This window comes from Microbacterium sp. CIAB417 (assembly GCF_022788845.1).
This window is the reverse complement of the sequence record NZ_JAHZUT010000005.1, coordinates 323,165-345,055: the sequence shown is the minus strand read 5'-3', so window position 1 is coordinate 345,055 and position 21,891 is coordinate 323,165. Positions and strand designations below refer to the sequence as shown.

At 69.1% G+C, this 21,891-nt stretch carries 30 protein-coding genes and 1 tRNA gene; 16 read left to right on the top strand and 15 right to left on the bottom strand.

Going from position 1 to position 21,891, the window contains the following annotated elements:
• Positions 1-102: 102 nt before the first annotated feature.
• The gene (locus KYX17_RS22505; protein ID WP_243229647.1) at positions 103-888 is read left to right on the top strand and encodes a DNA/RNA non-specific endonuclease; all 786 of its coding nucleotides are present in this window, start codon (positions 103-105) and stop codon (positions 886-888) included.
• 36 nt (positions 889-924) lie between these two features.
• On the opposite strand, the gene KYX17_RS22500 is transcribed toward KYX17_RS22505, so the two are convergent.
• Both KYX17_RS22500 and KYX17_RS22495 read right to left on the bottom strand, forming a co-directional pair.
• The gene (locus KYX17_RS22500; RefSeq protein ID WP_243229912.1) at positions 925-1,839 is read right to left on the bottom strand and encodes a phosphotransferase; all 915 of its coding nucleotides are present in this window, start codon (positions 1,837-1,839) and stop codon (positions 925-927) included.
• 31 nt (positions 1,840-1,870) lie between these two features.
• A complete protein-coding gene (locus KYX17_RS22495) occupies positions 1,871-2,218 on the bottom strand; it encodes a nuclear transport factor 2 family protein (protein WP_243229646.1) in 348 nt (115 codons plus the stop codon).
• Positions 2,219-2,326: 108 nt separating this feature from the next.
• Here KYX17_RS22495 and KYX17_RS22490 point away from each other — a divergent pair, with 108 nt between their 5' ends.
• Positions 2,327-3,082, top strand: a complete 756-nt coding sequence (locus tag KYX17_RS22490; RefSeq protein WP_243229645.1) for a class I SAM-dependent methyltransferase — start codon at positions 2,327-2,329, stop codon at positions 3,080-3,082.
• A gap of 110 nt (positions 3,083-3,192) precedes the next feature.
• Complete coding sequence (locus KYX17_RS22485; RefSeq protein ID WP_243229644.1) at positions 3,193-3,354, top strand: hypothetical protein; 162 nt, start codon at positions 3,193-3,195, stop codon at positions 3,352-3,354.
• Positions 3,355-3,593: 239 nt separating this feature from the next.
• Here the strand turns inward: KYX17_RS22485 and KYX17_RS22480 are convergent, their stop codons facing one another.
• Positions 3,594-4,076 (bottom strand): protein-tyrosine phosphatase family protein, encoded by a 483-nt coding sequence (locus KYX17_RS22480; protein ID WP_243229643.1) that lies wholly within the window; start codon positions 4,074-4,076, stop codon positions 3,594-3,596.
• A 125-nt stretch (positions 4,077-4,201) separates the two neighbouring features.
• On the opposite strand from KYX17_RS22480, the gene KYX17_RS22475 reads away from it, so the two are divergent.
• Genes KYX17_RS22475 through KYX17_RS22465 form a run of 3 tightly spaced genes read left to right on the top strand, consistent with a single transcriptional unit; the run spans position 4,202 to position 6,629 of the window.
• Positions 4,202-4,840, top strand: a complete 639-nt coding sequence (locus KYX17_RS22475; protein ID WP_243229642.1) for a DedA family protein — start codon at positions 4,202-4,204, stop codon at positions 4,838-4,840.
• Positions 4,837-5,979: a sensor histidine kinase gene (locus KYX17_RS22470; RefSeq protein WP_243229641.1), complete on the top strand. Its 1,143-nt coding sequence runs from the start codon at positions 4,837-4,839 to the stop codon at positions 5,977-5,979. The genes KYX17_RS22475 and KYX17_RS22470 overlap by 4 nt, the downstream gene beginning before the upstream one ends.
• The gene (locus KYX17_RS22465; protein ID WP_243229640.1) at positions 5,970-6,629 is read left to right on the top strand and encodes a response regulator transcription factor; all 660 of its coding nucleotides are present in this window, start codon (positions 5,970-5,972) and stop codon (positions 6,627-6,629) included. Before KYX17_RS22470 ends, KYX17_RS22465 begins: the two co-directional genes overlap by 10 nt.
• 8 nt (positions 6,630-6,637) lie before the next feature.
• Here KYX17_RS22465 and KYX17_RS22460 read toward each other — a convergent pair whose 3' ends face one another.
• Both KYX17_RS22460 and KYX17_RS22455 read right to left on the bottom strand, forming a co-directional pair.
• The gene (locus KYX17_RS22460; protein ID WP_243229639.1) at positions 6,638-7,282 is read right to left on the bottom strand and encodes a response regulator transcription factor; all 645 of its coding nucleotides are present in this window, start codon (positions 7,280-7,282) and stop codon (positions 6,638-6,640) included.
• On the bottom strand, positions 7,279-8,379 hold the full coding sequence (locus tag KYX17_RS22455) for a sensor histidine kinase (RefSeq protein WP_243229638.1): 1,101 nt from the start codon (positions 8,377-8,379) through the stop codon (positions 7,279-7,281). The genes KYX17_RS22460 and KYX17_RS22455 overlap by 4 nt, the downstream gene beginning before the upstream one ends.
• Before the next feature lie 111 nt (positions 8,380-8,490).
• Between KYX17_RS22455 and KYX17_RS22450 the strand changes: the two genes are divergently transcribed.
• The 5 genes from KYX17_RS22450 to KYX17_RS22430 all read left to right on the top strand — a co-directional run bounded on the left by KYX17_RS22450 (position 8,491) and on the right by KYX17_RS22430 (position 11,586).
• Positions 8,491-9,228, top strand: coding sequence for an ABC transporter ATP-binding protein (locus tag KYX17_RS22450; protein WP_243229637.1), 738 nt, complete (start codon positions 8,491-8,493; stop codon positions 9,226-9,228).
• The gene (locus KYX17_RS22445; protein WP_243229636.1) at positions 9,225-9,992 is read left to right on the top strand and encodes an ABC transporter permease; all 768 of its coding nucleotides are present in this window, start codon (positions 9,225-9,227) and stop codon (positions 9,990-9,992) included. The genes KYX17_RS22450 and KYX17_RS22445 overlap by 4 nt, the downstream gene beginning before the upstream one ends.
• Positions 9,993-10,061: 69 nt before the next feature.
• The gene (locus KYX17_RS22440; RefSeq protein WP_243229635.1) at positions 10,062-10,256 is read left to right on the top strand and encodes a hypothetical protein; all 195 of its coding nucleotides are present in this window, start codon (positions 10,062-10,064) and stop codon (positions 10,254-10,256) included.
• A 112-nt stretch (positions 10,257-10,368) separates the two neighbouring features.
• Positions 10,369-10,686: a DUF2277 domain-containing protein gene (locus KYX17_RS22435; protein ID WP_243229634.1), complete on the top strand. Its 318-nt coding sequence runs from the start codon at positions 10,369-10,371 to the stop codon at positions 10,684-10,686.
• A 129-nt stretch (positions 10,687-10,815) separates the two neighbouring features.
• On the top strand, positions 10,816-11,586 hold the full coding sequence (locus KYX17_RS22430; protein WP_243229633.1) for a CPBP family intramembrane glutamic endopeptidase: 771 nt from the start codon (positions 10,816-10,818) through the stop codon (positions 11,584-11,586).
• Positions 11,587-11,603: 17 nt separating this feature from the next.
• Here KYX17_RS22430 and KYX17_RS22425 read toward each other — a convergent pair whose 3' ends face one another.
• Complete coding sequence (locus KYX17_RS22425) at positions 11,604-12,386, bottom strand: SDR family oxidoreductase (RefSeq protein ID WP_243229632.1); 783 nt, start codon at positions 12,384-12,386, stop codon at positions 11,604-11,606.
• A gap of 78 nt (positions 12,387-12,464) precedes the next feature.
• Here KYX17_RS22425 and KYX17_RS22420 point away from each other — a divergent pair, with 78 nt between their 5' ends.
• Both KYX17_RS22420 and KYX17_RS22415 read left to right on the top strand, forming a co-directional pair.
• On the top strand, positions 12,465-13,334 hold the full coding sequence (locus KYX17_RS22420; protein ID WP_243229631.1) for a sigma-70 family RNA polymerase sigma factor: 870 nt from the start codon (positions 12,465-12,467) through the stop codon (positions 13,332-13,334).
• A gap of 97 nt (positions 13,335-13,431) precedes the next feature.
• The gene (locus tag KYX17_RS22415; RefSeq protein WP_243229630.1) at positions 13,432-13,920 is read left to right on the top strand and encodes a VOC family protein; all 489 of its coding nucleotides are present in this window, start codon (positions 13,432-13,434) and stop codon (positions 13,918-13,920) included.
• Positions 13,921-13,931: 11 nt separating this feature from the next.
• On the opposite strand, the gene KYX17_RS22410 is transcribed toward KYX17_RS22415, so the two are convergent.
• The 3 genes from KYX17_RS22410 to KYX17_RS22400 all read right to left on the bottom strand — a co-directional run bounded on the left by KYX17_RS22410 (position 13,932) and on the right by KYX17_RS22400 (position 15,685).
• A complete protein-coding gene (locus tag KYX17_RS22410; protein WP_243229629.1) occupies positions 13,932-14,267 on the bottom strand; it encodes a hypothetical protein in 336 nt (111 codons plus the stop codon).
• A 134-nt stretch (positions 14,268-14,401) separates the two neighbouring features.
• Positions 14,402-14,492: transfer RNA gene (locus KYX17_RS22405), tRNA-Ser, on the bottom strand.
• Positions 14,493-14,638: 146 nt separating this feature from the next.
• Positions 14,639-15,685 (bottom strand): hypothetical protein, encoded by a 1,047-nt coding sequence (locus tag KYX17_RS22400; RefSeq protein WP_243229628.1) that lies wholly within the window; start codon positions 15,683-15,685, stop codon positions 14,639-14,641.
• A 99-nt stretch (positions 15,686-15,784) separates the two neighbouring features.
• Here KYX17_RS22400 and KYX17_RS22395 point away from each other — a divergent pair, with 99 nt between their 5' ends.
• Positions 15,785-16,561 (top strand): hypothetical protein, encoded by a 777-nt coding sequence (locus tag KYX17_RS22395; RefSeq protein ID WP_243229627.1) that lies wholly within the window; start codon positions 15,785-15,787, stop codon positions 16,559-16,561.
• On the opposite strand, the gene KYX17_RS22390 is transcribed toward KYX17_RS22395, so the two are convergent.
• Both KYX17_RS22390 and KYX17_RS22385 read right to left on the bottom strand, forming a co-directional pair.
• The gene (locus KYX17_RS22390; RefSeq protein WP_243229626.1) at positions 16,552-17,043 is read right to left on the bottom strand and encodes an SRPBCC domain-containing protein; all 492 of its coding nucleotides are present in this window, start codon (positions 17,041-17,043) and stop codon (positions 16,552-16,554) included. The genes KYX17_RS22395 and KYX17_RS22390 overlap by 10 nt on opposite strands.
• 37 nt (positions 17,044-17,080) lie before the next feature.
• The gene (locus KYX17_RS22385) at positions 17,081-17,704 is read right to left on the bottom strand and encodes a metalloregulator ArsR/SmtB family transcription factor (RefSeq protein WP_243229625.1); all 624 of its coding nucleotides are present in this window, start codon (positions 17,702-17,704) and stop codon (positions 17,081-17,083) included.
• Between the two features lie 106 nt (positions 17,705-17,810).
• Here KYX17_RS22385 and radA point away from each other — a divergent pair, with 106 nt between their 5' ends.
• On the top strand, positions 17,811-19,181 hold the full coding sequence (gene radA, locus KYX17_RS22380) for a DNA repair protein RadA (protein WP_243229624.1): 1,371 nt from the start codon (positions 17,811-17,813) through the stop codon (positions 19,179-19,181).
• A 9-nt stretch (positions 19,182-19,190) separates the two neighbouring features.
• Here the strand turns inward: radA and KYX17_RS22375 are convergent, their stop codons facing one another.
• The 4 genes from KYX17_RS22375 to KYX17_RS22360 all read right to left on the bottom strand — a co-directional run bounded on the left by KYX17_RS22375 (position 19,191) and on the right by KYX17_RS22360 (position 21,208).
• Positions 19,191-19,430 carry a hypothetical protein gene (locus KYX17_RS22375; RefSeq protein WP_243229623.1) on the bottom strand — a complete coding sequence of 80 codons (240 nt, stop codon included), beginning with the start codon at positions 19,428-19,430 and terminating at the stop codon, positions 19,191-19,193.
• The gene (locus tag KYX17_RS22370; protein WP_243229622.1) at positions 19,427-19,837 is read right to left on the bottom strand and encodes a dehydrogenase; all 411 of its coding nucleotides are present in this window, start codon (positions 19,835-19,837) and stop codon (positions 19,427-19,429) included. The genes KYX17_RS22375 and KYX17_RS22370 overlap by 4 nt, the downstream gene beginning before the upstream one ends.
• A gap of 235 nt (positions 19,838-20,072) precedes the next feature.
• Complete coding sequence (locus KYX17_RS22365) at positions 20,073-20,711, bottom strand: hypothetical protein (protein ID WP_243229621.1); 639 nt, start codon at positions 20,709-20,711, stop codon at positions 20,073-20,075.
• Positions 20,711-21,208 carry an amino-acid N-acetyltransferase gene (locus tag KYX17_RS22360; RefSeq protein WP_243229620.1) on the bottom strand — a complete coding sequence of 166 codons (498 nt, stop codon included), beginning with the start codon at positions 21,206-21,208 and terminating at the stop codon, positions 20,711-20,713. Before KYX17_RS22360 ends, KYX17_RS22365 begins: the two co-directional genes overlap by 1 nt.
• Before the next feature lie 93 nt (positions 21,209-21,301).
• Here KYX17_RS22360 and KYX17_RS22355 point away from each other — a divergent pair, with 93 nt between their 5' ends.
• Positions 21,302-21,778, top strand: a complete 477-nt coding sequence (locus KYX17_RS22355) for a MarR family winged helix-turn-helix transcriptional regulator (RefSeq protein WP_243229619.1) — start codon at positions 21,302-21,304, stop codon at positions 21,776-21,778.
• Positions 21,779-21,891: the final 113 nt, after the last annotated feature.

Below are 21,891 nucleotides of genomic sequence, written 5' to 3'. Positions count from 1 at the left end.
TCCCCGGACGAATGTCACGATCCGGGTCGTCCCGGGTCGCGGCATGCGAGCGCACTGCCCTTCCATGGTACGCAGGATGCCGCGATCCGGCACGATGGAGGCATGGCTGACGGCTACGACCCCGCGTTCCTGGATACGGAGGTCGTCCTGCCGCGGCCGACCCGCGACGTGATCGATCTCCCCTATCCGCGCTTCTCGGTCCTGCTCGACCCCGGCCGCCGGCTCGCGGCCGTCACTGCGGTCAACATCGACGGAGCGTCCCTGCGCGAGGTGCCCCGCACGGGCGACTGGCGGTTGGATACGCGCGTCGCCGCGGAGGCTCAGGCCGGCCCGGAGATCTACGCGCGCAACGACCTGGACCGCGGGCATCTGGTGCGGCGGCGCGACCCCGGCTGGGGCGAGCCCGACGAGGCGCGCGCGGCGACCGAAGCGACCTTCTTCTATCCGAATGCGGCTCCCCAGGCCGCCGGATTCAACCAGTCGAAGCAGCTGTGGCTGGGTCTCGAGGACCACGTGCTCGACTACGCCGAGACGACCTCGCAGCGGGTGTCGGTCTTCACGGCTCCCGTGCTCGGGACGGACGACCCGCTGTATCGCGGCATCCGGGTCCCGCTGCGGTTCTGGAAGGTCGCGGCCTGGCACGGCCCTGGAGGATTGGCATCCGCCGGGTTCGTTCTCGATCAGTCCGAGCTCGTCGACGTGCGCGAGGGAGTGCTCGCCGCTGGCCCGCTCGGGGCGTTCCGGACGTTCCAGGTGCCGGTCGGAGACATCGCGGATCTGGCCGGCGTGGACCTCGGGGAGCTCCGGGAGGCCGATGTTCTGCGACGTGAGGGGGTACGGCCCGACGGATGGCGGGAGCTGGACGGATACGGCGACGTCGTTCTGTAGCCCGGAATCCGCTTCCGCCCCCGCATCCGACGCGGATCAGGCCGGAGTCCTGCCCGAGGCGATCTCGGGATCGGAGAGGATGCGATGCAGCGTGCTGCGTCCGAGAGCGCTCATGTCCGGGTTGGATTCCCGGTAGTACCAGACCAGGCCCATCGCCTGCTGGAACGCCCAGGCCGCTCCGCGCCACCACTCGATCTCCGTCGCGTCCAGACCGCTCCGGAGGATGCCGCGCGCCTCGGCGTCCAGGAGGTGCCATGCGGCCACCAGATCGAGAGAGGGATCCGCCGCAGCGAAGCCGCCGGTGTCCAGCACCCCGGCCAGGCGCTCGCCGCGCACGAGCAGGTTCGCCGGAGTCAGGTCGCCGTGCGTCATGCGGTCCGGTCCGGATACCGGGAGGTCCCGGAGCAGCATCCAGAGCCGGAGCAACTCGTCCACGGGGAGCAGATCGATGCTCTGCTCGAGGCAGTGCTCGATCCATGCATCGGAGTCGCGGAGGTCTCCGCCCCGGCCGGAGCCGCGGAACCGTCGGCCGCGCGTGTCGGCCGCACGGAGCGCACCGAGAAGACCGACGAGATCCCGCGCGAAGACGTCCGAGCGCGCCAGCCCGTCCGGCGTGGCCACGTCGCCCGGCACCCAGGACTGGATCGACCACGGCTGCGGATAGTCCTCACCCGGCGCACCCTGCGCGACGGGAACCGGCGCGGGCACCGGACAGGCAGCGGCGAACTCGGTCATCGCAGCGGCCTCCGCCGTGAGTTGGGCGCTCAGTTCGGCGGTGTCCGCGGGTTCCAGCGGAAACCGCGCGGAGAGGTGCTCGCCCACCCGGAAGATCGCATTGACCGTGCCCGCACCGGGGACATGCCGCACGGGCTCATCGCGCCACTGCGGGAACTGGTCGCCGAGGAGCCGCCGCGCGATCTGCTCGTCGACGTGCAGCTGTCCGGGATGCATCCTCACAGTGCGAGGGTAGTGGGTCGGAAGATCACTCCTGCGCCGCGAGCACGGTGTAATGGATCGTCTGCAGGACGATCGCGCCGTCCCGGACCACGAAGCTGTCGGCGCCGTCGCCCACGTGGACCTCATCGTTGTGCGCCGTCCACTCCAGATACGCGAAGTCGCCGTCGATGAGCGTGTGGGTATAGGTGAACACCGCGGGTCCGACCAGTCTCGCCAGCTCCTGCGCGCAGCTGCGCACGCCGTCGTGCCCGCGGTAGATTCCCGAGCCGGTCAGCTCGACGACATCGGCGTGATAGTTGCGGATGTCCTTCTCGACATCGCCCGCCAGCCGGTTCATCAGGTGGTCGTGGATCACTTCCGTCGTTGTTCGCATCGCTCCTCCGCGGTCCGCTCCAGCCTCGCAACTGCGGCGACGGTGCATACTCCCTTGACAGGGACGGATGCCTGTGAGCTCGTCGAGCTCGGATGCCAGAATCGGAACATGGCCGACTCCTTCGAAGACCTGATCGCCGCCGGCGCCTCGGCGGACGTCTCCGGGTGGGACTTCTCCTGGCTCGACGGCCGCGCCACCGAGGAGCGGCCTCCCTGGGGCTATGCGCGCCGGCTCGCCGACCGGCTGAAGACCGCTTCGGCGTCGCTCGACATCCAGACCGGCGGCGGCGAGGTGCTCGCCGAGGCCTCTGCATTCCCAGCGGTCGCTGTGGCGACGGAGTCCTGGCCGCCCAACATCGCCCGCGCCACGCGTCTGCTGCATCCCCGAGGCGTCGTCGTCGTCGCGGACCCGGACGAGCCGCCGCTTCCGTTCGGGGACGAGGCGTTCGACCTCGTCACGAGCAGGCACCCCGCCACGATCTGGTGGGAGGAGATCGCGCGGGTCCTTCAGCACGGCGGCACCTACTTCGCACAGCACGTGGGACCCGCCAGCGCTTTCGAGCTGATCGAGTTCTTCCTCGGTCCGCAGCCCGAGGCGCGGAACCGGCGGAGTCCGGATGCCGAGGCCGCGGCGGCGGAGGCGGCCGGGCTCGAGATCGTCGATCTCACCACGGCATCGCTGCGGATCGAGATCCACGACGTCGCCGCCGTCGTCTACCTCCTGCGCAAGGTCATCTGGTGGGTGCCCGGATTCACGGTGGACGCGTACCGCGACCGGCTCCGCGACCTCCACGACCTCATCGAGCGCGACGGTCCGTTCGTCGCGCATTCGACGCGGCACCTCATCGAGGCGCGCAAGTCCTGACCGCTGTCGATGCGCACACCCATCCGGGTTGTCAAGGGGCGGACGCGGGATGCCACGGTCATCGTATGCTCCCGGGACACGACCTTTGGGCCATTGGAGAGGAAGTCGCCGTGGGCATCGACAGCGATCGCAACGACATCAGCACGGAGCCGTCCCCGGACGCATCCGAGAACGACAATCTCGGCGCTCAGGACGGCAAGGGCACACCGCCCACCGTCCCGCCCAACGAGGACGACGATTCCGTCGACGCCGAGGACCCCGCGGACGGCTGAGCCGCGTCCGCAGCGTACGCTTTCGGCATGGTCAATCTCGACGCTGCGGCGCAACCGCACTGTCCCCACGACGACGTGGCCATGCGCGATATCCCCGGTGGGTACGAGTGTCCCGTGTGCGGTCATCGGCGGCCGGTCCCCCAGAGCCCGACGCCGCCGAAGCTCGATGATCCTGGATCCCGCGACTCCTGAGCGGTTGTCCCTCAGTAACCCGGCCCTGGTCGTCGGGTCGGGTGCTGCTACGCCCCGGGCAGGCGGTGATCCGGTCCTTCCGGGGCGTGTTCGCCCTCGAACGCCCCTCGCGCGGCCGCGATCACCCATCTCTTCTGCGCCGGTGTCTCGACTGCGCGCCGGTGGTAGCGCTCGCGCACCCATCCGACGGCCGCGTCGGCGGGCACGCCTCCCCACGCCGCCAGCAGTGCCAGAGCCGTTCCTGTGCGTCCGACCCCTCCGCCACAGGCGATCTCCACGCGTTCCTGCTCCGTTCGCTCGAGGGCTTCGCGCAGAACCCGTATCGCCTGCTCGGACGAGCGCGGAACCCGGAAATCGGGCCAACTGATCCACCGATGCGGCCATCCTTGCGCACCGGGATCGCGAGACAGCAGGTAGACGGCGAACTCCGGTTCCTGATCGGCATCACGTGGTCGGCGCGTGCCGGAACCGCGTACACGACGCCCGTCAGGAAGCTGGATCACGCCCGGTTCTTCGCCCCATCTGCCCATAGGCCAAGAGTAGAAGCGCGGCGGAATCTGCGTGTCGATTCGGCATCGAACGTGGGGTTATCCGCACCTGTCCCGAAGGCTTCCCGCAGTGACCTCCCGCCGGGCAGATTCCTAGCGTGGAAGTCATGGACGATTCCGAGAACCTGAACCTGTTCGCGCAGTGGGCTGTCACGCTCATGGAGGTCCTGGGCAGCTTCGGCGCCGGCGTTGCGGTCGCGGTCGAGAACCTCTTCCCGCCGATCCCCAGCGAGATCATCCTGCCCCTCGCCGGCTTCACCGCCAGCCGCGGGTCCTTCTCGCTCTGGGAGGTGCTCGTGTGGACCACTCTCGGATCGCTCGTCGGCGCGATCGCGCTCTACGGGCTGGGCGCGTGGCTGGGGGCGGCGCGCCTGCGCCGGATCGTGGCGCGAGTGCCGCTGATGAAGGTCTCCGATGTCGATCGGGCCGAGGCATGGTTCGCCCGGCACGGCGACAAAGCGGTGTTCTTCGGGCGCATGATCCCGATCGTGCGCAGCCTGATCTCCATCCCGGCTGGGATCGAGCGGATGCCGGTGCTCCGGTTCGCCGTGCTGACCACCGCCGGCAGCGCGATCTGGAACAGCGTCTTCGTGCTCGCCGGATACTTCCTGGGCGAGAACTGGTCGAGCGTCGAGCGTTATGCCGACGTCTTCCAGCTCATCGTCGTGATCACCGTCGTGGTGGCGCTGGTGGCCTTCGTCGTGCTTCGACTGCGCCGTCGCAGGCGAGGCACAATGGTGTCATGAGGTCCCCCACCCCCGCGTCGGCCGGGCTCTCGAACAGGTCGGCGGTCGGTCAGGTCGGCCGTGTGGCCGTCGGCACGGTGGCCGGGATCGTCCTGGTGCCGGTCCTGCTCGTGGCGCTGGCTGCGGCTCCCATCGAGCCGGCGGGGACGGTGGCAGGCTGGATCGGGAGACGGCTGACCTGGATCGACGGAGTACCGCGCACCGTGCTGCCCCATGGGGGACGACGTTTCGGGCTGCTCGCCGTCTTCGCTCTGCTCGGCGTGCTCACCGCCTGCATCGTCGCCCTCATCGTGCTCGGCATGGTGGTCAGCACGCAGATGACGATCGCCGCGATCACCGGTGGACCCGTCATCCTCTTCGAGGCGGATCCGGGGCGCGTGACCTGGTCCACCCTGGCGATCTTCGCCGTCCCCGGCTTGGTCCTCCTGTTCCTCGCCGTCTCCGGGATCGCAGGCATCGCCTGGCTCGAACGGCAGACCTGGAAGGCCTTCACACGACCGGGAGTTGAGGAGCTCGCGCAAGAGGTCAACCGATTGCACACGACTCTCGACGACGTCGTCGCGGCCGTCGACACCGAGCGGCGACGGATAGAACGAGACATCCATGACGGCGTTCAGCAGCGCGTGGTCGCCCTGTCGATCCTTCTGGCACGGGCCGAGCGCGCATCCGACCCCCAGGACCGGGTTCAGCTTCACCGCCGCTCCCGCGAGGAGGCGCAGCAGATCCTCGACGACCTGCGAGACGTCGCATGGCGCACCTACCCGGCCATGCTCGCTCGGGACGGACTCGCTGCAGCGCTCGAAGCGCTCCGCGACCGAACCTCCATTCCGGTGCGGCTCGATGTCGAGCATGATCGGATCCCCGATCACGCCGTGGAGACGGCTGCGTACTTCGTCGCCAGCGAAGCCGTGACGAACGTGGTGAAGCATGCGAACTCGCAGCGGATAGACATCCGCTCCCGACTCGAGGGAGACCGATTGATCGTCACGGTCAGCGACGACGGGGTCGGCGGCGCGAATCCCGAGGGGCCTGGACTGTCGGGTATCGCCTCACGCGTCGCGGCGCGGGGAGGACGGCTCCTCATCGACAGCCCGGTGGGAGGCCCGACGAAGATCGAGGCGGAGATCCCGTGCGGATAGCAATCGCCGAGGATTCCACGCTGCTGCGCGAGGGGATCGCTCAGCTTCTCGTCGCGGAAGGGCACACGATCACCGCAGCGGTCGACACTGCCGACGAACTGATCGCGGCCATCACGACGACGCCCCCGGATCTCGTGATCGTCGACGTCCGGATGCCGCCGGACTTCGTCGATGAGGGCGTGCGCGCCGCCCTCGAGATCCGCACCGCGTTCCCGCATGTATCCGTCATCGTGCTCTCCCAGCACGTGGAGCGGAGGCACGCGCGCGAACTGCTCGACGGGCGGGGTGGAGTCGGATATCTGCTGAAAGACCGGGTCTCCGACATCTCCGGCTTTCTCGAAGCGATCCAGCGCGTCGCCGACGGCGGCACCGCCTTCGACCCCGAGGTGATCCGTCAGCTCCTCGCCGCCCGTGTCGAGCCCGACGCCCGCCTCGCCACGCTCACCGACCGCGAGAAGTCGGTGCTCGAACTCATCGCTCAAGGACAGAGCAATGCGGGGATCGCGAAGCGCCTGTTCGTGAGCCAGAGTGGTGTCGAGAAGCACATCAACACCATCTTCACCAAGCTGGAGATCGCTCCGGGAACGGACTACAACCGCCGGGTGCTCGCCGCCCTCGCCTTTCTGGACGGCAGCGGCTCGCCTTCGTGAAGCCCGGGTCACTCCAGGTGTCCGTCGCGCAGCGCCCGGAGGACGGCGTTGGTGCGGTCGCGGGCGCCCAGCTTGGCCAGGACCGCGGAGAGATGATTCTTCACCGTGCCCTCGGCGAGATAGAGCGCGTCGGCGATCTGTCGATTGCTGTAGCCGCTTGCGACAAGACGCAGCACTTCCGTCTCGCGTTCCGTGAGCCGCTGGGTGACGAGCGCATCCCCGGTCGTCGGATGAGGAGACGTTCGGATGGCGCGCAGAAGTCGGTCGGTGACCGTCGGCGCGATGAGCGTCCCGCCATGAGCGAGCACGTGCACGGCGTTCGTGAGCTGGTCGAGCGTGACGTCCTTGAGCAGATACCCTCGAGCGCCGGCTCGCACGGCATCCAGCACGAGGTCGTCGTCGTCGAAGGTGGTCAGAACGAGTACGGGAACGTCAATACCTCGTTCCTGGAGCTGTCGAAGTGTCCAGACACCGTCGAATCGGGGCATCCGCATGTCGAGGAGGACGACATCCGGACCCGTCCTCTCGATCATCTCGACGGCGCTCATCCCGTCGTCCGCCTCGGCCACCACATCGATGCCGGCCACGTGAAGCAGGCCGATGATCCCCTGCCGGACGAGGGCCTGATCGTCCGCGACGACGACTCGGATCATGTGGACGGCATCCTGGCCACCGCTTCGAAACCTTGCCGGCCGTCGAACGCGACCGTTCCGCCGAGTTCGGCGAAGCGCTCCTGGAGGCCCCGTAGTCCGTTCCCGAGTTCGAGATGGGCGACGCCCCTTCCATCGTCGCGTGCCACGAGGATCACCTCTTCCGCCTCCGCCGTCACCTCGATCCGCAGCGAGCGCGCTTCGGCATGGCGGAGGGTGTTGGTGACGAGTTCCTGCGCCGCGCGGATCAGCGCCGCACTCTGCTCTTCGCCGATTCGCACCCGCGGCGAGACCGAGACGGACACGTCCAGACCGGGTAGCGCGTCGGTCATCGTACGGATGGCGCGCTCGAGGTCGGGAGATTCGGTCCGCAACCGGCCGACGGTCGCCCGCACGTCGCCGAGAAGTTCGCGAGCGACCCCGTCGGCGCGATCGATGTGCATCCGCGCCTGCGAACCCTCGACGTGCTTCGCCGTCTCCAGCTCCAGGGTGAGGACGGTCAGTTGATGGCCGATGAGGTCGTGAAGCTCCCGCGAGATGCGCAGCCGTTCCGTCGTCCGGGCGGATTCGGTCAACAGGATGCTCGCCGCCTGAAGCTCGAGGTGCGCCTCCGCGAGTTCCTGCCGCAGCCGTTGCTCCCGGGTCAGAGTCGCAGAGCTGAGCAGCGCCGCCGTTTGGATCAGGAAGTAGAACCCGGCGAGGATCAGAGTCTCGATGGCATCCGCCGCCGGCACCGTCGCGGCCGCGACGACCGCGGTATTGAGCACGATGACGACGAATCCCACCCTGATCGGGACCACGTAGACGCTCGTCGCGGCGGTGACCACCAGCAGGATGAGCAGCAATCCGGTGCTCTGCGCGGTGAGCACGGTGGCCCATCCGGTGACGACGGCAGCGGCGAAGCTCCCGTATCGAAGCCATGACGGTCGAGACACCGCCGTGGCCGCCAGCGTCGCCGCCAGGAAGCAGACGAACAGAACCGTCCACCAGCCCCGAGCGATCGCCGGTTCGATGAGACCGAACAGCGTCGGCGCGGCGACGCCCACGGAGACGGCGAGCATCGCGAGACCCGCCCATCCTTCCGTCCCGATCCGCCGCATTCCTCCACCCTAGGATGCGCCGGAACGGCGGCACCCGTGCGGAAAGTCATGGTCGGATCACATGACTTCCGGCACGCGCGCACTCGCCCAGCGCCTTCCTACGGTGGTGCCATGACCACGAAGGAGCCGGCGATCATCGCCGACGGCATCGCGAAGAGCTACCGGCGCACGGTCGCCGTCGCGGATGTGAGCATGCGTGTCGAGCCGGGGGAGGCTTTCGGGCTGCTGGGTGCGAACGGTGCGGGCAAGACGACCACCGTCGAGATCGTCGCGGGTCTGCGTCGTCCGGAGCGAGGGCGGGTGCGGGTGCTCGGACTGGACCCACAACGCGACCGTGCGCGGCTGCGTCAGGTCCTGGGCGTCCAGTTGCAGCACGCGTACCTGCACGGCGCGCTTCGCGTCTCCGAACTGGTCGACCTCTACCGCAGCTTCTATCCCGACCCACGCCCCGCATCGGAGCTGCTGGAGATGGTGGGTCTGACCGAACAGCGTCGTGAGCGCTTCGAGAAGCTCTCCGGCGGACAGCAGCAGCGCCTCTCGATCGCGCTCGCGCTCGCCGGCCGTCCTCGCGTCGTCATCCTCGACGAACTCACCACGGGTCTGGACCCCGCCGCGCGGCGACGGATGTGGGCGACGATCGAACAACTCAAGAACGACGGCGTCACGATCCTGCTCGTCAGCCACACGATGGAAGAGGTTCAGCGGTTGTGCGACCGCATCGCACTCATCGACGGCGGACGGATCATCGCCGAGGACACCCCGACGGGACTCATCGCCCGGGCGGGCACCAGCACGCTCGACGAAGCGTTCGTCGCATTGACCGGCAACGAACTGGAGGTTCCGGAATGACCGCGGCCGCACCCGCACGACGTCCCGGCATCCGATCGATGATCATCCTCATCGTGTGCGAGGCCAAGATGGTCGCACGCGACACTGCGGGGCTCATCGTCCCGATCGGTCTGCCCCTGCTCATCCTCATCACCAGCGCGTCGAGCGCCGGCGACGAGGAGATCTTCGAGGGGATGACCGCACTCGATCTCTTCGTGCTGCCCCTGGTGCTGGTCGTCGTCGTCGCGACCATCGGGATCATCAACATGCCGAGCTTCCTCGCCTACTACCGGCGATCCGGCATCCTCCGCAGGCTCGCGGTCACGCCCGCTTCTCCGATGATGGTGCTGATCGCCCAGGCCATCGTGAGCGTTCTTCAGGCCGCCATCGGAGTTCTGCTCGCGCTGACCATCGCCATGCTCGCCTTCGGGGCGCATCCTCCCCGAAGCCCATGGATCGCGCTCGGCGTCGTCGCGCTCACGGTCGCGGCGATGTACGCGGTCGGCATGATCGTCGCCGCCGTCGCCCCCACGCCCAACTCCGCGGTCGCCATCGGGCTCGTCGCATTCTTCGCACTCGGCGCGCTGGGCGGGCTCTTCGGCGGACGCCAAGCGCTGCCCGCACCGTTGGCGGAGCTCGGGGCATGGCTTCCCTTCGGCGCCGCTGTCGACTCCCTGTCTGCGGCCTGGGCGGGCGTCGCTGTCAACGGCGGACAACTGCTCAGCCTCGGCATCACGGTGGTCATCGGTTTGGTCACCGCCGCCCTCTTCTTCCGCTGGGAATGACCGTCGACGCATAGCGCGCTCATCGGGTGGGAGTCGGTTCGTTCCGGGTCCTGCGGCGGTACGCTCGGGTTGGCCGAGAGCAACCGGAAGGCGATGGTGCAGATGACGGCGACCAATGATCCGAGAGTCGACCCGGAGATCGAGTCCGCGATCGATCGGGCCCTCGATGCGGCGCAGTTGCGCGCCGGGGGCACGACCGCGTCCGTCGTCCATCCGGAGCACGGCGCCGAGGTGGACGACGCTTCCTCGGGCGACGGGGACTGACGCCGGCAGCGCGCGCACGTCGTCGAACGGCAGCGTTCGCGCTCACACGGCCGGCCGGTCGGAAGAGGATGCGCCCCTTGACTCGGTGGCTCAGCGATCTACCCTGACAGACATGTGCCGCAACATTATCCCGCTGAACAATCTCGAACCGCCTGCCACCGACGAGGAGTGTCACGACGCCGCACTGCAGTTCGTCCGGAAGATCAGCGGATCGAACGCTCCGTCGCGCGTGAACCAGGAGGTCTTCGATCGCGCCGTCGACGAGATCGCCCACTCCGCGCGGGCGCTTCTCGACGGCCTCGTCACCACGGCCGCGCCGAAGAACCGCGAAGAGCAGAAGCAGAAACGACAGGCGCGTTCGGCGGAGAGGTATGAAGCGATCCGTGTCTTCCAGGAGGCCAAGCGCGCCTCACGGGCCCCAGGAGACTAACGACCCACCCGCGCGCGGGCACCGCCGCATCTGTCGCTCGGCTGGACCAGGATGCCGCTGCATGCGCTGGCGAGGTTGTAGATTTCCCTCGTGCACCTCGACGCCCGAGGCGCGAGAGAGGCACCATCGATGTCCGTCCCCACCTCAGCTGTGAAGGTACGTCCCCGCGTCTGGATCGGTCTCGCGATCTGGTTGTCGTACGCCGTCGTCGTGTTCGTCGTGCAACAGCTCAGCGGCGTGCCGTACACGGAGTTCGGCCGCGACGGCGGAACGCTCTTCCTCGGCGCGGGGCTCTCGCTCATCGTCGGCGCCGCGCTCCTCGCGATCACGACGAGCCTTCTCGGCTGGTGGCGACCCGCGCTGTTCGACAGGGCGCACAGCGTCCGGTGGCCGATCTTCGTCCCCGCGATCATGGTCGTGGCGCTCCTGATCAATCTCGCGGCCACCGACTGGGGCTCTTACGACGCGGCGTTCTTCGGTGCATCGCTCGTGCTGCTGCTCGTCGGCTTCACCGAGGAGATGGCGACCCGTGGCCTGCTGCTGGTGGGACTGCGCAGCCGACTCCACGAAGGCTGGGTATGGTTCCTCAGCTCGGCGCTGTTCGCCCTCATGCACCTCACGAACGCCATCACCGGCCAAGAGCTGGGCCTCACGCTCACCCAGGTCGGCATGGCGTTCCTCGGAGGCACGGTGTTCTACATCCTCCGCCGCACGACGGGGACGCTGATCTGGGCCATGGTGCTGCATGGCCTGTGGGACTTCTCGACCTTCGCCGTGGGTCACGGCGAGCCGGGGCCCCTCGCGGCGCTGGGCGGCACGGTCAACCTCATCGCCGGCCTCCTCGGACTCGCGGTCGTCGCTTTCGTCATCCGCGGTGCGAAGGAACGCGTCACCAGCTGAGCGACGAACGGGAGCCGTCACGCCGTGGCGAGCTCGCTGTCTCGCTGTGCGAGGTACTTCCCCCAGGTGCGCGAGCCTCGCTGGGCATCGACATCGGCGAGGTTGTCACCCGCACGATACGCGCGGCCTACGCCGCCGGGGATGCGGATCGGCAGGCGCGCCCGTCGCGGACGTGCACCCGACGCGGCTCGGAAGGCGGTGACCAGCTGTGTGACGTCGAGCACTTCGGGGCCGGCGAGATCAGCAACACGTCCGGCGGGATCCCCGAGTGCGAGCTCCGCGAGACGGGCCGCGACCTCATCGCCGTCCACGGGTTCGAAGCGCAGGCCTCCGGGCACCGGGAGGATCGGCATGCCAGCCATGCTCCGCACGACGGGGAGCACGAAGTCGTGAAGCTGTGCTGCTCGCAGCACGGTCCACGGGACTCCCGACTCGGCGATCGTCTGCTCGGCTGCGGCCTTCGCCCGGAAGTAGCCGATCGGCATCCGATCAGCGCCGATGACCGAGATGAGCACGAGGTGCTGGATTCCTGCTTCCCGCGCGGCCTTCGCGAGGTTCTGCGCCGCGATGTCGTCTCCTCTCGCTCCTCCGGCCAGGTGCAGCACGACCCGGACTCCGTCCAAGGCTGCGGCGAGTCCCTCGCCGGACACCGTGTCCGCCACGACATGCTGGATCCTGGGGGCCTCGGGCCGTGCATGCCGCGACAGGATGCGGATGTCACGGCCGGCCTCTCGAAGGAGCGGAACGACGCGGCTGCCGATGTTGCCGGTTCCGCCTGTCACGAGCAGAGGTGCGTTCATGGTGGTGGTTCCTCTCATGTCACATCCGAGGGGTCTCCCTCGTCACACAACCGACGAACGAACTCGAGGAGATGTGACATGACCGACCGGAGACTTCTTGCGCGGCGCTTCGAGACCGAGAGGCCACGACTGCGGGCGATCGCCGCGCAGCTGCTCGGCTCCTCCGCGGATGCCGAGGATGCGGTGCAGGAGACCTGGCTGCGACTCGAGCGAGCGGACGTCGACAGCATCGACAACCTCGAGGCATGGTTGACGACCGTGGTCTCGCGCGTGAGTCTCGACATGCTGCGCGCCCCGCGCCGCAGACGCGAGCACTCCTGGCAGGTCGAGCAGTGGCGCGACGAACCCGTTGCGGCGGAGGCCGACCCCGCCGAACTCGCCGTCGCGAGCGATCGCATCAGTGTCGCACTGCTCGTTCTTCTGGAGCGGCTCAGCCCGGCCGAACGAATCGCCTTCGTGCTCCACGACGTCTTCGATCAGTCGTTCGACGAGATCGCCGTGGTGCTGGATCGCTCCCCCGCGGCGGCCCGCCAGCTCTCCTCCCGCGCGCGCCGACGCGTGCGCGGCGCCGAGGAGCCCGCACGGCCGAATCGGGAGCACGGGCGGCGCATCGTGACGGCGTGGCTCGCCGCGGCACAAGACGGAGACATCGGCGCGCTCGTCGACCTCCTCGATGACGGTGCTGTGCTGCACGCCGACTACGGCACGTCCATGCAGCGCATCGAGGGCGCACGGAAGATCGCCGAACAGGCGGTTCTGGCCGGACGGTTGGCTGCGCACTCGACGCCGATCCTCATCGACGGCCGACCCGGTGTCGCGGCAGTGTTCTCGGGCACCGTGGTCTCCCTCATGGCGTTCGATATCTCAGATGGCCGCATCATCGGACTCGATGTTCTCGCCGACCCCGCGCGGATCGAAGCGCTCGGAGTGGCCCGCATCGTCGGCTGACGGGGACGAGACTCTCGATGGGGCCGCGACTTCGCCCACGAGCTGCACGAGGCTCGAACGGCATAGCCCCGTCGGCCCGACGCGGCATACTGTTCAGATGGAGGCCCCCGGCGATCTCCCTATCCGCGGCGTGGACCACGTCGTGATCGGAGCGAGCGACTGGGATGCGACGACGGCCTTCTTCCGCGAGGTCCTGCACGCTCAGGTCATCCCGTTGGAGGGCCGACGGGTGTCCTACCGTATCGGCGCCTCCCAGCTGAACGTGCACGGCCCCGGCGTCGACCTCTCGTCGAACGTGGCGCGGTTGCCCGTCCGTCCGGGAAACAGCGACCTCTGCTTCGAATGGGACGGCCCGATCGAGGACGCGATCGCTCATCTCCACGCCTGCGATGTGACCGTCGAGACAGGGCCGGTGTCGCGGCCTGGCGCAAGAGGAGAGGGAACCAGCGTCTACTTTCGGGATCCCGACGGAAGCCTGTTGGAGTTCATCAGCTATCACCCCGTCGCTGCACAAGATGCCACTACCGCCGATGACGGCGACGCCGGGGAGGGAGCCAGCGGCAGTGTCGCCGGCGAGCAAGCGTGAGCCCGTGCGCGTCAGAGCGGCAGAGAATCTGGCCCTTCTGCTTCCGCAGTCGGGTTCGCGGGGCCCTGGATCCGCCCGACAAGCAGCAACGCCCCGGAGAGGATCGCTGCGCCGATGATCAGCGCCGCGCCGACCAGGCCTCCGAAGATGGACTGGCGCAGCTGAGCACCCTCGCAGAGAACCGTGTCGACGATGTCACCGGAGCAGACGTCATTCATCTGACCCAGGCCGATCAGTGCGGAGAGACCGAACACTGCAACAAGACCACCCCAGACGAGCAGGCTGGCGATCGTTCCTCGTCGCACGGGGTCGAACCGTCGACGGGCGGTGCTCGATCCTTGGCTCACCACCCGATCGTATCCGTACACCGGCAATCGATGCGACGACCCGGCAGTGCCTCCGCGGTGCGGGCGAACTGGCCGAGAACTGCACCACGGTTGCACCGAACACGGAAAAGCCCCCGATTTCTCGGGGGTTTCCATGGCGGTGACGGTGGGATTTGAACCCACGGTAGGGGGTTACCCTACACAACTTTTCGAGAGTTGCACCTTCGGCCGCTCGGACACGTCACCGCGGACTAGTTTACGGGAGTCGCGGCATCCGCGCGAATCGGGCCGCCGTCCGCCGCGAGACTTGGTTTCCGAGGCGAGACTTTGCTGAGAAGACAAAGTCTCGCTCCAGTAGCCAAGTCTCGCGAAGCCGACGGTGCACGGCTGCTTCACCAGGCCGCGGCGACCTCCGCGTGCGTGCGCAGGATGCCCTCGGTCGAACCAGCGGGTGCGCGACCGATGCCGCACTCCGTGGCGACGCCGAATTCCTCGACGAAGCGCGAGGCCGCGGCGATGCGCCGCTCGGCGCCCTCGACTCCGTCCTCGCGGTGCACGAGTCCCAGGTACAGCTCGCCGACCGGCGTCAGCGCCGCGAGCGCCTCGAAGTACGCCGCGTCGTCGCGCTCGATCGGCACGGGCAGGTGCAGCCAGGTCAGCGGGCGGGATGCCGCGGCGACGACCGCGTTCGCGTACCGCACCAGGTTCCCGGCATCCTGCGGCTCCACGAAGTGCTTCTCCCCCGCGTCGCCGTAGCAGAGGTGCACGCCCACCTCCACGTCGGCGGGGACGGCGTCGACCAGCGCGGCCAGCCGCGACACCAGTCCGTCGAACGGATCGCCCGGCCACCAGGCGTCCATCACCCTGCCGTATCCCGCGGCGCGCTCGATGATGCCCATCTCGCTCGCGACATCCCACTGCACGGCGAGATCCTCGTGCGGGATACCGGCCAGGATCCGGTCCAGTTCCCGCAGCATCGCCGCCGTGTAGACCGGCTCGATCTCCGTCCGGTCCTCTCCGGAGAAGAAGGACGAGATCACGGCAAGAGGCGTCGGCAACGACACCTGGAAGCGCACGCCCTCGGGCAGGACTCCCCCGTCGCGAAGACGCGAGAACACCGCGTACGACTCGATCGCCGCCTCGGCGTAGCCGAGCGGCGGAAGCTCGATGGCCGCGGCATCCGCGCCCTCGGCGATACGGAGCGGTCGCGCGTCGAGACCCGCCGGGAACGGGATCGGCTCATCGCCGACGCGTTCGATCCCGTCCGCCTGGCCGAGGACGTCCGGCTGGAACATGATCCAGTGGAATCGCTTGCCGACCTCGCCGTCCGGGACACGCCGGAGCCTCTCGCCGAGCATCTCGGCCGCCACCCGCATCGTCTTCTCGGCATCGTCGAAATTCACACTGCCCACGAGAAGGGCACCCTGCGGCGTCGTCATGATCCCAGAGTAGGCGTTATCCCCGGCGCGCACTCCTGCAGCGGAACGCCCGGGAAGTTAGGATGTCCTAAACGGATGCCGCTGAACGGGAGGCGCCCCATGACCTTCGTCACCTCACCCGCCCTGGACGAGACCGGCTACGTCGTCCTCGACCGCGACGACCGCGAGATCGACCCCGCGGAGTGGCAGGAGCTCGAGTACATCGGGTGGCGCTCCTCCGGCATCACCCGCTTCGCCCCGCTGACCAGCTACGCGGGCGAGATCGAGTGCAACGGGTTCTGGAACCACACCCCTCCGCGCACCGACAAGGACGGCGTCTGGATCGAGGCTCAGACCGGCATCGCCCCCACCCTCGTCGCCCGCGCCCGCGAAGCCGGAGCGAACATCGGCCGGTGCCGGGTCATCGAGCTGCAGCCGAACACCTACGCCGACGCGATCTACAACCTCCACCAGGACGACAACAACCGGCTCAACGACGACGGCACCGGCTGGGTGGTCCGGGGTTCGCTCAACCTCACCGACGATCCCGGCTCGCTGATGATCCTCCGCGAGGACCGCTTCGACCCCGCCACCGAGGTGCGCATCCCGCTGCCCGCGGGTTCGCGCATCGTCGTCGACACCCAGCGGTTCTGGCACGCGGTGTGGCACCGGGGCACGGCGCCGAGGTACTCGCTCATCACCTCCTGGACCTCGGGACCGGAGCTCGACGCCTACATCGCGGCCGGACACGGGACCCCGCACGCGCCGCACATCGCGCTGGACCCGCAGATGATCGACGACGCGCAGGTCGAGATGCATCGACGCATCGAGGAGCGCCGGCGCGCGTTCGAGGCAGCCGGCATCACGATGGAGCCCCCGGTCTCGCTCTACGGCTGACCGACGGATGCCTCGGCATCCGACCCTTCGACCAGGCGTGCGAGGTTCGCCAGCGACGAGCGGAAGCCCGCCAGGTGATCCTCGGCCGAGATGCCCTCCGGCACGTTCTCGGCGCGGAACCGCACCCGGCTCCGCGCCCCGTCGGCGATGACCTCCCACGTCAACCGCATGACGCCGGCGAACGCGGCATCCTCGGACTCGAACTCGACGTCCTGCACCAGGCGGACCCCCGGGACCACCTCGACGAACGCGCCCTCCACGACGTCCTCGTCCGCCGAGGTCTTGCCGTGAGCACCGGAGGGATCGTCGTAGGACAGCACGATGCGGTATGTCCCGCCGGTGCGCGCCTCGAACCGCTCGACGCGACCGGTCATCCCGGACGGCGGAAGCCACCTCGCCACGGATCCGGGGTCGGTCATCGCCGCGAACACGCGCGCCGGCGACGCGTCGATCAGCCGTTCCGCCTCATCGGTCCTCTTCATGCGTCCACGGTATGCCGAAGCGCCGACACGCGACAGGTCAGGCGGCGGACTCGGCGAGCCGCAGCCGCACCGTGCACGCCTCGGGCCGCTCGGCCGCCAGCACGCAGTCGGCGGCGAGCGGCCCCCCGGCCTCCGTCAGGACGCCCTGCATCAACCCCAGATGCACGGCGCACAGCACCGGACGGTGCTCGGGCCGCCCGGCTGCATGCGGGCAGGGCGTGAGATCGACGGTGAGCGCCGCGTCGTCGACGACCGGCTCGAAGCCGCTCTCCTCGAGGTGCTCCACGAGGGCGTCGAGCTGGTACGTGGCGTCCTGTCCGAGATCGGATGCCGCGGTCGGCAGCAGACGCCGCAGCATGTCCCCGCGGCGCGCGGCCGCGCTCACCTTCTCGCGGGCGACCGGGCTGGAGGCGTCCGGGTCACCGGTCGCCGCGCTGTAGAGCGTGCGCGGCCGGCCACGGGTGGTGCGGTGCTCGGTCGTCGCGATGACGTAGCCGCCCTCGATCAGGCGCTGCAGGTGCTCGCGGATGGTGTTGGCGTGCAGTCCCGTCGCCTCGTGCAGCTCCTGGATCGATCGCTCGGCGCGCGACTGCACCAGGTGCAGGATCTGCACCCGGGAGTAGCTCGAGATCGGCCCGTACGCGGGCCTGCCGTTCGCCATGCCCCCATTGTCGCCGACCGGCCTGACCGAGTGCGGAGCGGGCGGCCGTGAATAAACCGGCTCCCTCCGTGCCGGAGGTGTCGGATGCCGCGGCTACCCTGATGGCATGGCCAAGACCCGTCCCGCTCCCCCCGCCTTCGTCTGCACCGAGTGCGGGTGGACGGCGGCGAAGTGGGTGGGGCGCTGCGGCGAGTGCCAGCAGTGGGGCACGGTCGTCGAGCAGACGGCGTCGGTCGGCATCGCCCGCCCGCAGGTGACGGCGCTCGCGCCGTCGGCCGAGCGCGCCGCGCGTCCGATCACGCAGATCACCACGGCCGAGGCTCCACGGCGCACGAGCGGCGTCGGCGAGTTCGACCGCGTGCTCGGCGGCGGCATCGTCCCCGGCGCCGCGATCCTGCTCAGCGGCGAGCCCGGGGTCGGCAAATCGACGCTGCTCCTGGAGGTCGCGGCCCAGTCCGCGCGTTCCGGGCGGCGCGTGCTGTACGCCAGCGCGGAGGAGTCGCCGGCGCAGGTGCGCCTGCGTGCCGAGCGCACCGGAGCCCTGCACGACGAGCTGTATCTGGCGAGCGAGACCGATCTCGCCACGATCCTCGGCCACATCGACGAGGTCGCGCCCGAGCTGGTGATCGTCGACTCGGTGCAGACCGTCGCCTCGTCGCTCATCGACGGGGCAGCCGGGCAGCCGAGCCAGGTGCGCGAGGTGGCGGCGACGCTCATCCGCGTCGCCAAGGAGCGGGGCCTTCCGATCATCATCGTCGGGCATGTGACGAAGGACGGGCAGATCGCGGGCCCCCGCATCCTCGAGCACCTCGTCGACGTGGTCTGCCACTTCGAGGGCGATCGGCAGACGTCGCTGCGTTTCGTGCGGGCGCTCAAGAACCGCTTCGGGCCGACCGACGAGGTCGGATGCTTCGAGATGGCCGGTGACGGCATCGTCGAGGTTCCCGACCCCTCCGGGCTGTTCCTGTCCCGCGGCGCCGCGGAACCAGGGACCTGCGTCGCGATCGCCCTGGAAGGACGCCGCGCGCTGCCGGTCGAGGTGCAGGCCCTGACGATCAAGGCGTCCGGACCGAACCCGCGCCGCGTCGTGCACGGACTGGATGCGTCGCGGGTGGCGATGGTGCTCGCGATCCTCGAGCGGCGGGCCGGCATCCCCACCGGCGCGCTCGACGTGTACGTCTCGACGGTCGGCGGCGTGCGGTTCACCGAGCCGGCCGCCGATCTGGCGATCGCGCTGGCCGTGGCCGGATCGATCCAGCAGACCTCGACCCCCCGCACGGTCGCGGCGGTGGGCGAGCTCAGCCTCGCGGGTGAGGTGCGGCCGGTGACGCAGGCCGCGCAGCGGCGCAGCGAGGCCGCCCGCCTGGGTTACGCGCGCGTGGTCGACGAGCGCTCGCAGACGCTGAGGGCGGCGCTCACCGACATCCGGTCGCACGGGGCGCCGCGGCGCGTCGACGGAGACATTCCGCCGTTCTGATCCGCGCCGTCAGCGCCTCGGGTCGCTCGGGCCTCCACGGGTTCCCTTGTGCGCCTCGGAGATGACGCGCACGTTGCGTACCACGACCGTTTCGGCCATCAGAAGGTCGAGCGAGGTGAGGAACAGTCGCCCGATCTCCGCCTCGGTGACGTCGGCGGACGGGACGTCCACGCGGAAGTCCTTCGCCTGGAGCCCTCCCCCGTTGGAGAATGTGACCTCGGCGTCGAAGACCGCCCGGTGCTCGGTCACGCGTCCAGTGCCTTGAGGAGCTCCTCCGGAGCCGCCTGCATGGGATGCGGCCCCGCGATGTCGAGGAACACGGTCGTCACGGTGCCGGCGTGCTTCGTGAGGAACGCGCGCAGCCACTCGGCCGAGTAGATCCCGACTCCCGGGGGGAGATTGGCCGGTTTGTTCTTCGCGTCGCTGAACAGCAGGAGAGCGACGTCCCCCGTCTTCTGATCGCGGTAGGTCCAGACCTCCCCGCTGTCGAGCGGATTGTCCCTGGCACCCGGCGTGATGAGGGGCACGACCGTGGTCCCGTTCCGCAGCGCGAGGGCGACGGCCGCCATGTCCTGCTTCTCGAGCGCTTGGGCGAGGGCCTCGGAGCGGAAGTCCTCGGGTGCGGGCTTCTTCTTCGCGCTCTTCTTGCGTGCCATGCCTCAAGTGTAGGCAGAAACGGTTGGGGCCCCTTCGAGTCCTCCATTGGGGACTGGGGTACTCGAAAGGGCCCTCGGACTCTCGTCCGGTGAATGTCGAAGCGCTGGGGACGCTGAGATCGACGCCACTGGGGATGGCATGCACACCGAATCAATTCCGAGAGTCATCTCTATGGTATCCCAAACGAGACGGGATGTCAGCAGGACAGGATCGAAACGCTTCCGGATTTCCCGCTCAACGGAGGATGAACTGCTGAGTGCCCTTGCTGTCGAATCCGCCGATGGACACCGCGACATGGTAGGAAGCGCCTCCGGCGGGAGCGCGCTGACGGTTCTCGTCTCCGCAGGTCGTCGTGCTGGAGCGCGTCCGGTCCCACGTCAGGGGCGTCGCACTGGGCACGGTCTGCCCCGCCGTGAGCGTGACGATCATGTCGGCAGGGTTCTCCTGGCAGTCCGTCGAACGCCACCACACGTCATCGCCGCTGGTGATCACGAACTGCTGCGTCGTCGTGCCGACGTTGATCGTGCAGTCCTTCGTGCCGTTGTTGGTCAGGGAGATCGACAGCTTCGGCAGCTGATCGGCCGCGTAGGACTCGGCATCCGTGACCGCGACGACCTCGATGTCCGCCGCCTGGCACGCGGCGATGCCGGGCGTCTCCGACTCGGACGGCGTCGGGGACTCGGATGCCGTGGGGGACGCGCTCTCCTCGGCCGGTGCGGTCGTCTCGGTGGGATCCGCGACCGGGGCTTCTCCCTCCCAGGGCCGTGCGATCAGGGCCCAGACGCCGGCGGCGACGACCGCGATCACGACCAGGAGCGCGAGCAGCACCACGAGCCGCCGGCGGCGGTAGACGGCGGCGGACTGTCGAGCCATCAGAGCTCCTTCAGCATCCGGGTGTTGCCGAGCGTGTTCGGCTTGACGTGAGCGAGGTCGAGGAACTCGGCGACGCCCTCGTCCGGGCTGCGCAGCAGCTGCGAGTACACGTCGGGGTCCACGATCTGCTCGCCGATCGGGGCGAAGCCGCGTCGCGTGAAGAACTCCACCTCGAACGTCAGGCAGAACAGGCGACGGAGGCCGAGGACGCGGGCGCGCTCCTCGAGGGCGTCCACGATCGCCCGGCCGACGCCGTGATGGAGCCAGTCGTCGCGGACGAGCAGCGTGCGCACCTCGCCCAGGTCCTCCCACATCACGTGCAGCGCGCCGCAGCCGATCAGTTCACCGTCGTGCTCGGCGACGACGAACTCCTGGGTCGCGCCGTAGAGCACGGCGAGGTCCTTGCCGAGCAGGATGCGTCGGTCCACCATCGGCTCCAGCAGACGGTGGATGCCGAGGATGTCGGCGCTGCGTGCGGGGCGGACGGTGTAGTTCACGTGTCCAGCCTAGAACTCGCCGCCTGGACGACCGGAGAGCGTGACCGGGCGATTTTGATTGCCTGAGGCAACTAATGGGCGTAGGCTGACGACATGGGATCGCCGCAGTCCGAGCTTCTCAGCGCGCTCACCCGCCTCGCCACGCACTGGTCGTCGGCAAGCACGCAGAGCGTCGTCGCCGCCGCGGCCGGAGTCGAGGTCGACCCGATCGACATCCCTCCGTTGTACGTGCTCGGCCTGGAGGGCCCGGCCCGCGCCGGTGATCTGGCCGTCGCGCTGCGGTTGAGCCGCCCCACCATGAGCAAGCAGCTGAGCCGCCTCGAACGCGGGGGCTTCATCGAGCGCGCCGTCGATCCCTCCGACGCCCGCGGGACGATCGTCCGGCTGACTGAGACAGGGCACACCGTGCACCAGCGCCTGGTCGCGCAGGGCATCGCGATGATGACGGAGGCGCTGAACGACTGGGATGCAGCGGAGTCGACGCAGTTCGCCGGCCGGCTCACGCGCTTCGTCGACGGCGTCCTGCGGACCACCTCGGCGCCGCACCCGGACGGGCGCACGGTCTCGTGAGCACCGCGCCCCGTGACGCTCCCACCGGCGGCGGTCCGCGCCGCCACCGTAGGATTCCGGCCGCAACCCGGCGACCGGTGAGGACGACCGCGATCGCGGTCGTGGAACGGAGG